Below are 12,989 nucleotides of genomic sequence, written 5' to 3' on the forward strand. Positions count from 1 at the left end.
TCCCTCCCTCGATCGGCTCCGGCCAGTCTTGCCGATGAGCGCGGGCCGGCCCAACCGCCCCGAGCGGAGCGGAGTGATCAGGCGAGGGCGCTGGGGTCGGCGGGCACGTCCACCGCGTGCTCCCGCAGCGCGCTGAGCGGGACGACCTCGATCGCCTTCGCGTGGGTGGCGGCCAGCAGCACCGGGGGCGCCGCGCCGGCCGAGTAGGCCTCCAGCCAGCGCGACGCGCACACGCACCAGCGGTCGCCGGGTTGCAACCCCGCGAAGTCGTGCTCGGGGCGGGGCGTCACCAGGTCGTTGCCCGTCTCCTGCTGGTGCACGAGGAACTCCGTGGAGACCACGGCGCACACCGTGTGCCCGCCCACGTCCTCCGGGCCGGTCGTGCAGCAGCCGTCGCGGTGGAAACCGGTGAGCGGGTCGGTGCCGCAGGGCTCCAGCTCGCCACCGAGAACGTTGCGATCGGTCGTCATGAGGGCACCTTCACTCGCACCTGTACGCGTGTGCGGTCCGGCGGCCCGAGGTCTCAGGCCCCGGATCCGGCGCGGCTCCAGTGTGGCGAGAACGGCCCGCGCCGTCCAGTGCGCTCACCGGGGCATCCGCCGCCAGACCGAGCGCGGCGCGTAGCGCAGCACCCCGAACAGCACGCGCAGCGCGAACGGGACCCAGACCTCGACCCGGCCGCGCCGCAGCGCTCGCGCCGCCGCGTCCGCGACCTGACCGGGGGTGCTGGAGAACGGGGCGGGCGACATGCCCTCGGTCATCCGGCCGATCACGAAGCCCGGCCGCACGATCAGCAGCCGCACCCCGGTGCCCGCGAGGGAGTCGGCGAGACCGGAGGCGAACCCGTCCAGCCCGGCCTTGGCCGAGCCGTACACGTAGTTGGCCCGCCGCACCCGCACCCCCGCCACCGAGGAGAAGACCACCAGCCGGCCGTGCCCTTGCGCGCGCAGCGACCGCGCGAGGTGGGTGAGCACCGCGACGTGCGCGACGTAGTCGGTGTGCACGATTGCCACCGCGTGCTCCGCGTCGCGCTCGGCGAGCTCCTGGTCGCCGAGCATCCCGAAGGACACGATCACGTCGTCCAGCGCGCCGTGGCGCGCGATCACCTCGTCGAGCACCGCGCGGTGCGAACCGAGGTCGTCGGCGTCGAACTCGACCCGGTCCACGTCCGCCGCGCCGGCTTCCCGCAGCCGCTGCTCCTGCTCGTCGAGGTCGTGGCAGCGCCGGGCGGCCAGCACCACCGTGCGGCGGCCCGCACCCACCAGGCGGGCGGCCAGTTCGACACCGATCTCGCTGCGGCCGCCGAGGACCAGCACCGTTGAGCTCATGGGCGACCAGTCTGCCCGAGGCGGTCAGCGAACCCCCGGCGAGGGGGCCAGCCTGCCGAGGCAGAACGCCACGACCTTCTCCCGCAGCGCGCGGCGGCCCACCGAGGCCACCGGCTCGTGCTCCGCGTCGAACTCGACGTAGTGCAACCAGGGGTTCGCGGCCTCCGGCCCGTCCAGCGCGCGGCGCAGCGCCCGCGCCCGCTCGACGGGAACGACCTCGTCCCGAGTTCCGTGCGCCAGCAGCACCGGGGCGGTGTTGGCCGGTGCGGTCAGGCCGAGTTCGTCGGCGTCGCCCAGCAGCGGGGCCAGCGCCGCGCAGCCCGACCACAACCCCGGTGTGCTGCCCGCGGCCTGCAGGCCGAGCAGGCCACCGTGCCCACCGCCGAGCAGCACCGGCCCCGGCAGGCTCGGCCGCTGCGACCGGAGGTGGTGGCCCAGGGAGATCACCCCGGCCAGGTCGGGCCCGCCCCAGCGCCCGTCCTCCCCGCGCCGGTTCGGCGCGATGACCGCGACGCCCACCGCTGCGAGGTCCTGGAACAACGGGTGGAACTCCCAGCGCCACAGCTCGCCCGCGACGTGGTGCAGGGCGAGCACCACGTGCTCGCAGGACCGCCACTGCGCGCCGCCGTAGACGATGGCTTCGACGCCACCGCCGAGGCGCAGCAGATCGGCCGAGGCCCACGGCGGCAGCTCCGGGCGGGTGTCCTCGGGCAGCGGGGAGCAGGACCCGTTCGGCGCGACCGTCACCAGCGTCGACGGCCGCGCGGGCGAGGAGAACGGCACCCGCGCGGTGCGGCCGTGCAGGTGCGCCCGGTCTCCGATTCGCCCCGGGGGCAGCGTCAGCGCGGCGAGCCGGTCCTCGCGCGGCGAGTACAGGTCCAGCGCCGACAGGGCGCCCGACTCCCGCCGCAGCAGCACCCGCTGCCCGCTCTCGTCCACGGTCAGCGGCACGTGGGTGGAGCACAGCCGCTCCGGGAACCGCACGCTGCCCGCGCCGTCGAGCAGCACCCAGCCCACCCGGTCGGCCCCGGGCGAGGTGGAGCGCACCAGCAGCAGCTTGGACCGCTGGTGGTGCAGCAGGATCCGGTCGTCGCTGGCGGGCGACATGGAGAACAGCGGCTGCCAGGAACCGCGCCGCAGATCGGCCAGCACCCCTTCCACGGCGTGTCCCGGCCGGGAGAGGTTGAGCGCCAGCAGATCCGCGTCGGTGTCGAGCCACACACCCCCCGTGGCGGCGCCGGGCAGCCGCACGAGTGGCTCGACACCGGGCGGGCCGTCGGTGAGACGCCAGACGGCCGTCCGCTCCTGGTCCTCGCGGGCGACCAGGAAGCCCAGTTGCGCCACCGAGGGGCTCGGCAGCAGGTACCCGTCCGCGGCGCGCACCTGTCCGACGAGGTGGCCGCGCGGCGCGGACGGGTCGATCAGTTCCAGTTCGGCGAGACCGCCCCGGTCGGTGAGCACCAGCACCCGGCCGTCACCGAGCGGCAGCAGCCGCGCGCCCGGGTCGACCACCGCGTTCTGGTGGATGAGCTCCGGCCCGGAGGCGCGGACCTTGCCCGGCAGCTGGCCGAAGCGTCGGGCGCGCAGCGCGTGCGGCCGCGTCCCGCGCGGCGCGAAGGACCACAGCTCCAAGGTGGAGACCTCGGCGCTGGTGCGGATGCAGGCGACCTCCCGGCCATCCGGGCAGAAGCCGAAGTTCGACCGGGTCACGGCCGAGGTGGCCGGCCTGATCGGTGCGGGCGCGCTCATGGGCGCCCCGGAAGGGCGGGATGCACCCCACGAGCCTAGGAATGCGCAGTTCAGGGTGCTTTAGCGTTGCCTTAGAGACAGGCCCAGACTCCCCCGTACCGGGGAAATTCCTCACTCGGCGGTGTCGTCGCAGCGGCGCAGCGCGGGGACCTCGGGAAACGGGCGGGGGCTGACCGAGATCTCCCGCATCCGCTCGCGGTAGAGCTCGTAACGGCGGCGGGCCTCGCCGAACCGCTCGGCTCGCAGCAGGGTGCCCACCAGGTCCAGGTGGGCCTCCTCGTCGTAGCGGTCGTCGCGCAGCAGGCGGAGCGCGAACCGGGCGACCCGGTCCACGTCGCCCGCTGCCCGCAGCCGCCGCAGCAGGGCCCGCAGCACCGCGGCGTGCGTGGTGCGCAGCTCGTCGGCCAGCGCGTCCGCCCACCCGTGGTACGGGTCGTCCTCCAGGAGGTCTCCGGTGTAGGCGGCCGCGGCGTCCAGCAGCCCGTCGAGAGCGCCGGGCAGCTCCCCGCGGTCGGCCGCCAGCGCCCGGTCCGCCTGGGCCAGGAAGGACTCGACGTCCACCCGCACGTGCCTCGGGTCGAGACCGATGGTGCCCGCCTCGCTGGTGAGCAGCACCGAGCCCGGTACCGGGCCGGGGAGGGCGAGCACGTCGCGCACCGTGGACAGCAGCACCGAGAGCCGGTTGCCCGCGCGCGTCGGATCGGTCTCGGGCCACAGCAGTTCCATCAGCTCCTCGCGGCGCACCGGGCGGCGCTTGACCACGAGGATCTTGAGCAGCTCGCGGGCCTTGCGGGACTGCCAGGCCGCGCGCGGCACCGGTACTCCGGCGTGCTCGATGCGGAACACGCCCAGCGCCCGCAGGGTGACCGGGGGCGCCAGCCGCGCCACGGCGGCCAGCGGTCCGGCCGCGGCGCGCGCGTCGGGGGAGGTGCCGTGTTCGCGCAGGGTGCGTTCGGCGAGCTCGGCGCTCGCCGAGGAACCGCGCACCGGACCGAGGCGGTGCCGCAGCAGCACGGCCTGGGCCTCCTCGATGGCGAAGCCGCCGTCCCGCCAGATCTGCACCGCCTCGTCGAGCGCCGGGCCGTGGTCCAGCGGATCCGGGGAGGTGACCGCCCCGAGCGCGAGCGCCTCCGCCAAGCCGGGCTCGTCGCCCCGGGAACGAGCCTGCCCGGCAGCCAGCGCCGCGTCGGCCGCGGCGCCTTCCCGGTCGCCGGACTCCCAGGCGATCCAGCCCCGGGTGAGCAGCGCCCGCACCTCGTGCAGGCGTTCGCCGAGGTCCACCGCGCGCTGCGCGAGCGACCGTGCCTGCTCCGGGTCGTCCACGGCGCGCACCCGGGCGAGACCGATCAGCGCGGCCCCGGTGCCCAGCACCTCGCAGCCCGACTCGGACAGCGCCAGCGCCTCCTCGTAGGCCGATCGGGCGCGTTCGAGCCGACCGCGCCGCCGGTGCACGTCGCCGCGCACGCACAGCGGCCAGGCCAGGAAGCCGGTGCCGAAGCGGCCGAAGGTCTCGCAGGCGCCGTCGACCGCGACCGAGGCCTCGTCGAAGCGTCCGAGCCGGGTCAGGGCGTCGCCGCGCTGGGTGAGGGCGTGCGCGCGCAGCAGCGAATCGCCGTGCTGCTCCGCGATCCGCAGCGCCGCGTCGGCCTGCCCCAGCGCCGAGGCCGGATCGCCCGCCGCCGTGCGGTGCAGGGCGCGCAGCGCGTGCGACCTGCCGAGTTGCCCGGCAGGGGCGTCCTCGACGGCGGCGAACCAGGCGGACCGGGCCTCCCGCTGATCACCCAGCGCCTCGGCGAGCACCGCGCGGGCGAGACGGGCCGCGGCCGTGGCGGCCGACCCGGGCGGGCAGTCCGCGGCGCACTCCTCGGAGCGCCGTGCCGCCGACCGGCCCGCCGCGAGGTCGCCGAGCAGCCGGTGCGCGAGCGCGGCGGCGGCGAACAACCGGGCCCGCTCGGCCGCGTCGCCGGGGCCGTCCTCGGCGGTGGCGCAGGCGGCGAGCGCCGCCTCGAGCTCGGCCCTGGCCAGCGCGTCCTCGGCGATCCTCCAGCCGAGGCCGGGATCGGACCGCGAGCCGGCCCGCCGCCAGCACGCGGCGGCTTCCGGCCAGCGCCCCCGCAGCCGGTGCGCCCGGCCGAGCACGCGGGCGACGCGCTCCCCGCCGGCGGAGCCGAGCACGGTGGCCGCGTCGAGCACCACGTCCACGTGCCCCTCGTCGAGCAGCCGGTCGCCCGCCTCGGCGAGCAGGTCCGCGCAGCGGCCGGCTTCGCGGGCCGCGACCAGGTGCCGCAGCGCCCGCTCCGGCCTGCCCGCTCGCCGCTGCTCCTCGGCGGCCTGCCGGTGCAGCCCGGTGCGGAGCTCCGGGGTGACGGCCCGGGGCGCCGCGAAGAACTCGGCCAGCGGCGGCACCAGCGCCCACCGGCCGGTGTCCCCGGGCCGCAGCAGACCGCGGCGGGCGAGGTCGAGGAAGGTGCTCCCGGTGTCCTCCTCCGGGGCGGTCTCCCCGAGCACCGCCAGCCGGTGCAGCGCGTGCCGGGAGGGCTCCGGTTCCCGGTCGAGGACCTCTTCGGCCAGGTAGGGGTGGAAGCGGGCCGCGGGCGGGATCCCGCTGCGGCGCTGCTCGGGCACCGAGCGCAGCGAGTCGATCGCCCGGCAGACCGCCGCGGGCCAGCCGCCGGTGTGCGCGCTGAGCTCCTGGGCGAGGGTGCGGTCGGCCTCGCCGAGCAGCAGCCCGGCCAGCTCGGCGATCTCCTCGGCGCTGAACGCCAGCATCCCGGCGTCGATCTCGCTGACCTTGCCCTGCCCGCGCAGCCGCTCCAGGGAGAACGGGGGTTCCTGCCGGGACAGCAGGACCAGCCGCAGCCGGGGTGGCGCGGTGCGGCAGAGGTCGGCCAGCAGCGCGGTCGCGTGCTCCCCGCACTCGTGCAGATCGTCGACGACGAGGTGCAGGTCCAGCGGCAGCCCCCGCAACCAGGAGCAGAGCGCGTCGCGATCCGCTGCTGGCGCGGGATCGGACAGGTGGGGAGCGGCGGCCTCGCGCAAGGCCGTCAGCAGGCGGCCCGCGTCATCCCCGGAGCCCTCCGGGGCCCACCAGGTCGTGACGGTGCCGGCACCGGCCGCCCACTCGCGGACCGCGGTCGTCTTGCCCCAACCGGCCGCCGCGATCACCAGGCACACCCGGTTCCGGGCGGCCGCGTGCAGCGCGTCGTCCAGCACCGGGCGTGCGACGACGGTGCCCGTGCCGCGCTGGTCCCGACCTGTCATCACGTCTCCCACCTGCGTTGATCCGTCCCATGGTGAGATCGCGCGGAACGCGGCGCTGGGTGCGGGCCGGGGACGGCGAGGACGTCGGGGACGCTGGGTGCCGGAGCGTGCCGCAGGTTCGCCACAACGAGCGGGCGCGTCGGCGAGCCGGTGGTCTCCCGGACCTGGACTTCGATCGGTGCGTGGTCGTTCCGGAGGCGGAGTCCCGCGCATCGGGTGAAGTCAGAACTGCGCGGTCACCTGGCCGGGTGGGAACCGGCACGAGGTCTTGACCGATCGCGGCGGGCAGGGCCGCCCGGGGACTCGGGCCTCCGATCCGCCGGGATCGCGGCTCGGCTCCCCGTCCCCGCGCGAGCCGGTCGAGCGGGCCGAGCAGCTGTTCGCGCTCCGCGCCGTCCAGCGGCGTCAACAGGATCTCGATCGACAGCTCGGTGCGCCGGAGGTGCGCGCGTCGAGTCCGCGCTCGGTCAGCAGCGGCGCGTTGGGCCTGCGGTCGGTGCGGTACCGGGGCCGTTCGGCGAGCCCGCGGACGTCGGCCGCGCGGCGGTCCAGCGCGGTCCGCGCGGCGACCGCGCGCTGGTCGAGCCCGCCCCGTCGGCGAGGCGTCGAGCGCCGCGAACCGCGGCGGCGAGATCTACCCCGAGACCGCGTCCGCGCACGGCACCCGCTGCGCCCGGCGGGCCGTCGCGCTCGCCGCGCTGCCCGCCCGAATCGCTCCGCGCGCGCAGCGGTGGTGGTTCGAGCGAGCGGCGCCCAGTCCGTTGACAACGCCGCTCGCGTGGCGGACCTTGAACGAGTTTGATCCGCACACGGAGCGAGCAGGCATCCGGAGGGGGCGCCGATGCGCACCAGCGTGGCGATCATCGGAGCGGGCCCGGCGGGGCTGCTGCTGGCGCGGCTGCTGCAGCGGAGCGGGATCGAGTCGGTCGTGCTCGAATCCCGTTCGCGCGAGCACGTCGAGCACCGCCAGCGGGCCGGGATCCTGGAGCACGGCACCGTCGAGGTGCTGCGCGCCTGCGGGGCGGGGGACCGGCTGGACCGCGAGGGGCTGGTGCACGAGGGGATCGAGCTGCGCTTCGGCGGGACCGGGCACCGCATCGATCTCGCCGCGCTCACCGGCGGGCGCCGCGTCGTGGTCTACGCGCAGACCGAGGTGGTGCGCGACCTGGTGGCGCTGCGGGTGGAATCCGGGGCGCCGCTGCTGTTCGAAGCGGAGGCGCTGGCGGTCGAGGACGTCGACTCCGAACGACCCCGGGTCCGCTACCGGCACGACGGTGCCGAACGCCTGCTGGAAGCCGACTACGTCGTCGGGGCCGACGGCTTCCACGGCATCGCCCGCCGCTGCGTCCCCGCGGGCCGGATCCGCACCCGCGAGCGGACCTACCCGTTCGCGTGGCTCGGCGTCCTCGCCGACGTGGCCCCCTCCACCGACGAACTGATCTACGCCCAGCACGAGCGCGGATTCGCGCTGCACAGCATGCGCGGCCCGGAGGTGAGCAGGCTCTACCTGCAGGTCCCGCCGGAGACCGACCTGGCCGACTGGCCCGACGCGCGGATCTGGGAGGAACTGGACCTGCGGCTCGCCGTGGACGGGGGCTGGCGGTTGCGGCGCGGGCCGATCACCGACCGGTCGGTCACGCCGATGCGCAGCTTCGTGGCCGAACCGCTGCGCTGCGGCAGGCTGCTGCTGGCCGGGGACGCCGCGCACATCGTGCCGCCCACCGGGGCCAAGGGGCTCAACCTCGCCGTCGCCGACGTGGCGCTGCTGGCCCGGGCGCTGGACGCGGCGCTGCTGCGCGGGGACCCCGGTGCGCTGGAGTCCTATTCGGACACCGCGTTGCGCCGGGTGTGGCGAGCCGAGGACTTCTCCTGCGCCATGACCGCGATGCTGCACGCCGACCCGGACGGCGACGAGTTCTCCCGCCGGTTGCAGCGCTCGCGGCTGGACTACGCGGTGAGCTCGACCGCGGCGGCCACGGCCCTGGCGGAGAACTACGCGGGGCTGCCCTCGGACGCGGTGCCCTGATCCCGGTCGCCCTGGTCCCGCCGCTCGCGTTCTGGTCCCGGCCGCGGAGTTCGCGGCGCAGCGATGCGCTCGGTGCTGGTCCTGGGCGGTTTCGGCAGCACCTCGATCCGGCGCGGTGCTGGTAGGCCGCCAGCCGTTCGCGGCAGAAGGCCGCCAGGCCCGCCGGGTCGGCCGCCCGCCCGGGGTGCGGGATCGAGCGGGCGAGCACCGTCTCGCCCCGGTAGGCGTCGGGCGCCCCGACCACGGCCGCCTCGCGGGCGGTCGGGTCGTGGAGCACGGGATCCACCCCGCCCGGCCACACCTGGTGGCCCGGCGTTGGTGTTGTCCTCATCAGGGCCCGCCGGGTGGGACCAACCCGCGTGGGCGCGGCGGAGGTCTCCTCCGGCCCAGCAGCCCGGGCGCCGCCCGCGGACCGGAGATGACCAGTTCGCCGATCTCTGCCGGCGGGAGTTCCCGCCCGTCCTCGCCCGGGATCCCCGGGCGCCGGGACGCCCGTCGACAGCGCCCCGCCGGACTGCCGCAACGGTGCCGCCGGGCCACGGCGCCGGGCGAACGCCGCCGAGGTCGTCTCGGTGAGCTCGCGGACGAGGTGGCTCCGGCGCCCGAGCCCCCGCCTCGGCCGCCGAGGCGGCGGTCACGGCGTCGCGAGCACGGCGCGCACCGCCGCCGAGACCTGATCGATCTCGACCAGGAACCCGTCGTGCCCGTGCGGGGAGCGCAGGACCCGAGCGGTGGTGCCGAGCCCCGCGGCCAGCGCGCGCTGTTCGGCGGGCGGGAACAGCCGGTCGCTGTCCACCCCGGCCACCAGCACCCGCCCCCGCACCCGCCGCAGCGCCGCGGCCACCCCGCCGCGCCCGCGGCCGACGTCGTGACCCGACATGGCCTGGGTGAGGCGCACGTAGCTGGCCGCGTCGAAGCGGCGCACCAGCTTCGCCGCGTGGTGGTCGAGGTAGGACTCCACCGCGTAGCGCCCGCCCGCGGCCGGGTCCTCCCCGTCCTGCGCGGCCGCGCCGAACCGGTCCTGCAGCTCCTGCGGGCTGCGGTAGGTCAGGTGCGCGATGCGCCGCGCCAGGCCGAGTCCGGCGTGCGGGCCACGTCCCGGAGGCAGGTGGTGGTAGTCCCCGCCGAGCCAGTCCGGGTCGGCGCGGATCGCGTGCAGCTGCGTGGAGGACCAGGCGATCTGCTCAGCGGTCGCGGCAGCACCGCAGCACAGCAGCAGCGCCGAGGCGACCCGCTCCGGCTGGTCCACCGCCCACTCCAGGGCGCGCATCCCGCCGAGCGAGCCGCCGATCACCGCGGCCCACCGGTCCACGCCCAGCTCGGCGGCCAGCGCGAGCTCCGCGCGCACCAGGTCCCGCACGCCCAGCGCGGGGAACCGCCCGCCCCAGGCCCGGCCGTCCGGTGCCGGATCCGCCGGGCCGGTGCTGCCCTGGCAGCCGCCGAGCGCGTTCGGGGCCACCACGAACCAGCGGTCGGTGTCCAGCGCCAGCCCCGGGCCGACCACGCCCTCCCACCAGCCCGCGCTGGGATGCCCCGGCCCGGCTGGACCGCGCACGTGCGCGTCCCCGGTGAGCGCGTGCAGCACCAGCACCGCGTTCGAGCCGTCCGGCGCGGGCTCGCCCCAGGTCTCGTAGGCCAGCCGCGCCCCGGTGAGCCGCGCCCCCGACTCCAGGTCGAGCGGGGGCAGCGCGACCCACCGGCGGCGGCCGGGCGGATGCCCCGCCCGCCAGGCGCCGGTGGCGGGCGAGGGCGGCGCGGTCATCGCTCAGACCTCCAGCTCCGCCTTCGCCGCGCGGAACGCCTGCTCCAGGTCCGCCTTGAGGTCGTCGAGGTGCTCGATGCCCACCGACAGCCGCACCAGGCCCGGGGTGACGCCCGCCGCGAGCTGCTCCTGCTCGCCGAGCTGGCTGTGCGTGGTGCTCGCCGGGTGCGCGATGAGGCTGCGCACGTCGCCGATGTTGACCAGGTGGCTGAACAGCGAGACGCCCTCGACGAACCGGCGGCCCGCCGCCACGCCGCCGCGCAGCTCGAAGGAGACGATCGCGCCGAACCCGCCGGTGAGGTAGCGCCTGCCGAGCTCGTGCCAGGGGCTCGACGGAAGGCCCGCGAAGTGCACCGCCGCCACCTCGTCGCGCTCCTCCAGCCACCGGGCCAGTCCGAGGGCGTTGGCGTTGTGCCGCTCGATGCGCAGCGACAACGTCTCCAGGCCCTGCAGCAGCAGGAAGGCGTTGAACGGCGAGATCGCCGGGCCCAGGTCGCGCAGCCCCTGCACCCGCAGCTTCGCGGCGAAGGCGCCGTGGCCGAGCGCCGGCCAGTAGCGCAGCCCGTGGTAGCTCGGGTCGGGCTCGTTGAAACCGGGGAACCGCTCCGGCTCGGCTCCGAAGTCGAAACCGCCACCGTCCACGACGATCCCGCCGACGGCGGTGCCGTGACCCCCGAGGTACTTGGTGGCCGAGTGCACGACGATGTCGGCGCCGTGCTCCAGCGGGCGCAGCACGTACGGGGTGGTGACGGTGTTGTCCACGACCAGTGGCACCCCGGCCTCGTGCGCGAGGTCGGCCACCAGGCGCACGTCGAGCACGTTGCTGCGCGGGTTGCCCAGCGACTCCGCGAACAGCAGCTTGGTGTTCGGGCGGATCGCGGCGCGCCAGGCCTCGGGGTCGTCGAACTCCTCGACGAAGGTCACCTCGATGCCCAGCTTCGGCAACGTGTGGTGGAACAGGTTGTAGGTCCCGCCGTAGAGCGAGGAGCTGGCGACCAGGTGGTCCCCCGCCTGGGCGAGGGTGAGCACGGTGAGCGTTTCGGCGGCCTGCCCGGAGGCCACCGCGACCGCCGCGACCCCGCCCTCCAGGGCGGCGACCCGCTGCTCCAGCACGTCCTGGGTGGGGTTGTTGATGCGGGTGTAGATGTTGCCGGGCTCGGCGAGGCTGAACAGGTCCTGGGCGTGCTGGGTGTCGCGGAAGACGTAGGAGGTGGTCTGGTAGATCGGCGTGGCGCGGGCGCCGGTCGCCGGGTCGGGTTGCGCCCCGGCGTGCACCTGCAGGGTGTCGAAGGACCAGTTGGCCTCGGGGGCGGAAGCGTCAGCGGACATGGCGACTCCACGGTCAGCGGTGGCGCGCGGTGGCGCCACGGAGGGGGAAGCCCGGCGCGGGAGCGGCGCCGGGTGTGGTGCGGGGGAGCGGCGCGGCCGCGAGCGGCACCGGAGGTGCCGGGTGCGCTCGTCGGTCAGCGCCGGGGCGGTCGCCCCGGGAGTGGATCAGCGGGCGCGACAGGCGGCCGTGGTCACGCGCACGAGGTCGACGTGCCTGCGCTCCACCAAGCGGATCATGTCGCGGAGCCTAGCGCCGCGACGGCCGGAGCGACACCGCGTTCACCATTCGGGAGGATCAGCGCGCCCGGACGCAGCGGAAACCGAGGTTGCCGACCGAGCTGTCGGGGGTGTTCGAGGTGCGCGCCGCGACCCGGTAGCGATTGCAGTACGACTCGTGGCACAGGTACGAGCCGCCCCGCATCACCCGGTTCTCGCCCTCCGCCGGGCCCCGCGGGTCGAGCGTCCCGGCCGGGGCGTGCTCGGTCCCCCAGCGGTCGGCGCACCACTCCCAGACGTTGCCCGCGGTGTTGTGCAGGCCGAAACCGTTGGGCGGGAAGGCGTCCGCGGGCGCGGTGCCCCGATAGCCGTCCTCGGCGAGGTTCTTGGTGGGGAACGCGCCCTGCCAGATGTTGCAGCGGTGCTCGCCGCCGGGGGTGAGCTCGTCGCCCCACGGGTAGCGGCGCTGCTCCAGGCCACCGCGCGCGGCGTACTCCCACTCCGCCTCGGTCGGCAGCCGCCCGCCCGCCCAGCGGCAGTAGGCGGCGGCGTCGTGCCAGGACACGTGCACCACGGGGTGATCGGCGCGGTCCTCGGCGCTGGAACCCGGGCCCTCCGGGGCCCGCCACGTCGCGCCTCGCACCCCGCACCACCACGGGGTCTGCTCCGGGCGCGGAGCGGCGCGACGCAGCGAGCCCGGCAGGAAGGCGGCGAAGACGTAGGACCAGCCGAAGCGCTCGGCGTCGGTGACGAAGCCCGTGTCGTCGACGAACTCGGCGAACTCGGCGTTGGTGACGGCCAGCGGGCCGATCTCGAACGGGCTCACCCGCACCTCGCGCACCGGGCCCTCCCCGTCCTGGGGGAAGCCGTCCGCGTCGGCGGTGCCCATCAGGAACGCGCCGCCGTCGAGGGCGATCCAGCTCCGCTCGGGCGCGGTCGAGGCGGGTGCGGCGGACGGGGCGGAAGTGCCCTCGGGCCGGGTGCGCCCGGGGGCGCAGCAGCCGTGTTCCTCCTGGACTTCCCGTTCCGCGTCGCTCACGGCGTCCACTCTAGGAGCGCGGCCGACGGGTGCGCTCAGGCGGGGGCCGGACCGATCCGGCGGCACCCGCCTGCCGGACCAGTCCACATCGGACGGCTCAGGGCCGGTCGCGGGACTCCCGCACCAGCTGGGCCATCGCGGCACCGGCTCCCCGGAACCCGTCGTCCAGGAGATCCGTGAACATCACCGCGCCCACCACGAGCACGAACAGCATCACCACAACGAGAATGAACATCAGCGCTACCCCTTTCACCTTGATCATCGGCCTGCTGGGGAGAT

10 protein-coding genes are annotated in these 12,989 nt (G+C 76.0%); 1 reads left to right on the plus strand and 9 read right to left on the minus strand.

Translation table 11 applies throughout. The features are described from left to right. Window positions 1-77: 77 nt before the first annotated feature. From ACL03H_RS02990 to ACL03H_RS03005, 4 genes are all read right to left on the minus strand, one after another. Window positions 78-470 carry a DUF2237 family protein gene (locus tag ACL03H_RS02990; RefSeq protein ID WP_412809483.1) on the minus strand — a complete coding sequence of 131 codons (393 nt, stop codon included), beginning with the start codon at window positions 468-470 and terminating at the stop codon, window positions 78-80. Window positions 471-584: 114 nt separating this feature from the next. Next, a complete protein-coding gene (locus ACL03H_RS02995; RefSeq protein WP_412809484.1) occupies window positions 585-1,328 on the minus strand; it encodes an SDR family NAD(P)-dependent oxidoreductase in 744 nt (247 codons plus the stop codon). A gap of 24 nt (window positions 1,329-1,352) precedes the next feature. Beyond that, a complete protein-coding gene (locus ACL03H_RS03000) occupies window positions 1,353-3,077 on the minus strand; it encodes an alpha/beta hydrolase family protein (RefSeq protein ID WP_412809485.1) in 1,725 nt (574 codons plus the stop codon). Between the two features lie 111 nt (window positions 3,078-3,188). Continuing rightward, window positions 3,189-6,338: a tetratricopeptide repeat protein gene (locus ACL03H_RS03005; RefSeq protein ID WP_412809486.1), complete on the minus strand. Its 3,150-nt coding sequence runs from the start codon at window positions 6,336-6,338 to the stop codon at window positions 3,189-3,191. Window positions 6,339-7,179: 841 nt separating this feature from the next. Here ACL03H_RS03005 and ACL03H_RS03010 point away from each other — a divergent pair. Further along, the gene (locus tag ACL03H_RS03010) at window positions 7,180-8,364 is read left to right on the plus strand and encodes a 4-hydroxybenzoate 3-monooxygenase (protein WP_412809487.1); all 1,185 of its coding nucleotides are present in this window, start codon (window positions 7,180-7,182) and stop codon (window positions 8,362-8,364) included. A 634-nt stretch (window positions 8,365-8,998) separates the two neighbouring features. Here ACL03H_RS03010 and metX read toward each other — a convergent pair. From metX to ACL03H_RS03035, 5 genes are all read right to left on the minus strand, one after another. Beyond that, window positions 8,999-10,126, minus strand: coding sequence for a homoserine O-acetyltransferase MetX (gene metX / locus ACL03H_RS03015; protein WP_412809488.1), 1,128 nt, complete (start codon window positions 10,124-10,126; stop codon window positions 8,999-9,001). Window positions 10,127-10,129: 3 nt separating this feature from the next. Next, entirely contained in the window at window positions 10,130-11,455 is a 1,326-nt protein-coding gene (locus ACL03H_RS03020; RefSeq protein ID WP_412809489.1) for a bifunctional o-acetylhomoserine/o-acetylserine sulfhydrylase, read from the minus strand. Between the two features lie 165 nt (window positions 11,456-11,620). Next, on the minus strand, window positions 11,621-11,692 hold the full coding sequence (locus tag ACL03H_RS03025) for a putative leader peptide (protein WP_412809585.1): 72 nt from the start codon (window positions 11,690-11,692) through the stop codon (window positions 11,621-11,623). Window positions 11,693-11,750: 58 nt separating this feature from the next. Further along, the gene (locus ACL03H_RS03030) at window positions 11,751-12,710 is read right to left on the minus strand and encodes a formylglycine-generating enzyme family protein (protein ID WP_412809490.1); all 960 of its coding nucleotides are present in this window, start codon (window positions 12,708-12,710) and stop codon (window positions 11,751-11,753) included. A gap of 97 nt (window positions 12,711-12,807) precedes the next feature. Beyond that, window positions 12,808-12,945 carry a hypothetical protein gene (locus tag ACL03H_RS03035; RefSeq protein WP_412809491.1) on the minus strand — a complete coding sequence of 46 codons (138 nt, stop codon included), beginning with the start codon at window positions 12,943-12,945 and terminating at the stop codon, window positions 12,808-12,810. Window positions 12,946-12,989 lie beyond the last annotated feature (44 nt).

The sequence above is a fragment of the Saccharopolyspora antibiotica genome (genome assembly GCF_047200635.1).
In the GTDB taxonomy this organism is placed as follows: domain Bacteria; phylum Actinomycetota; class Actinomycetes; order Mycobacteriales; family Pseudonocardiaceae; genus Saccharopolyspora_C.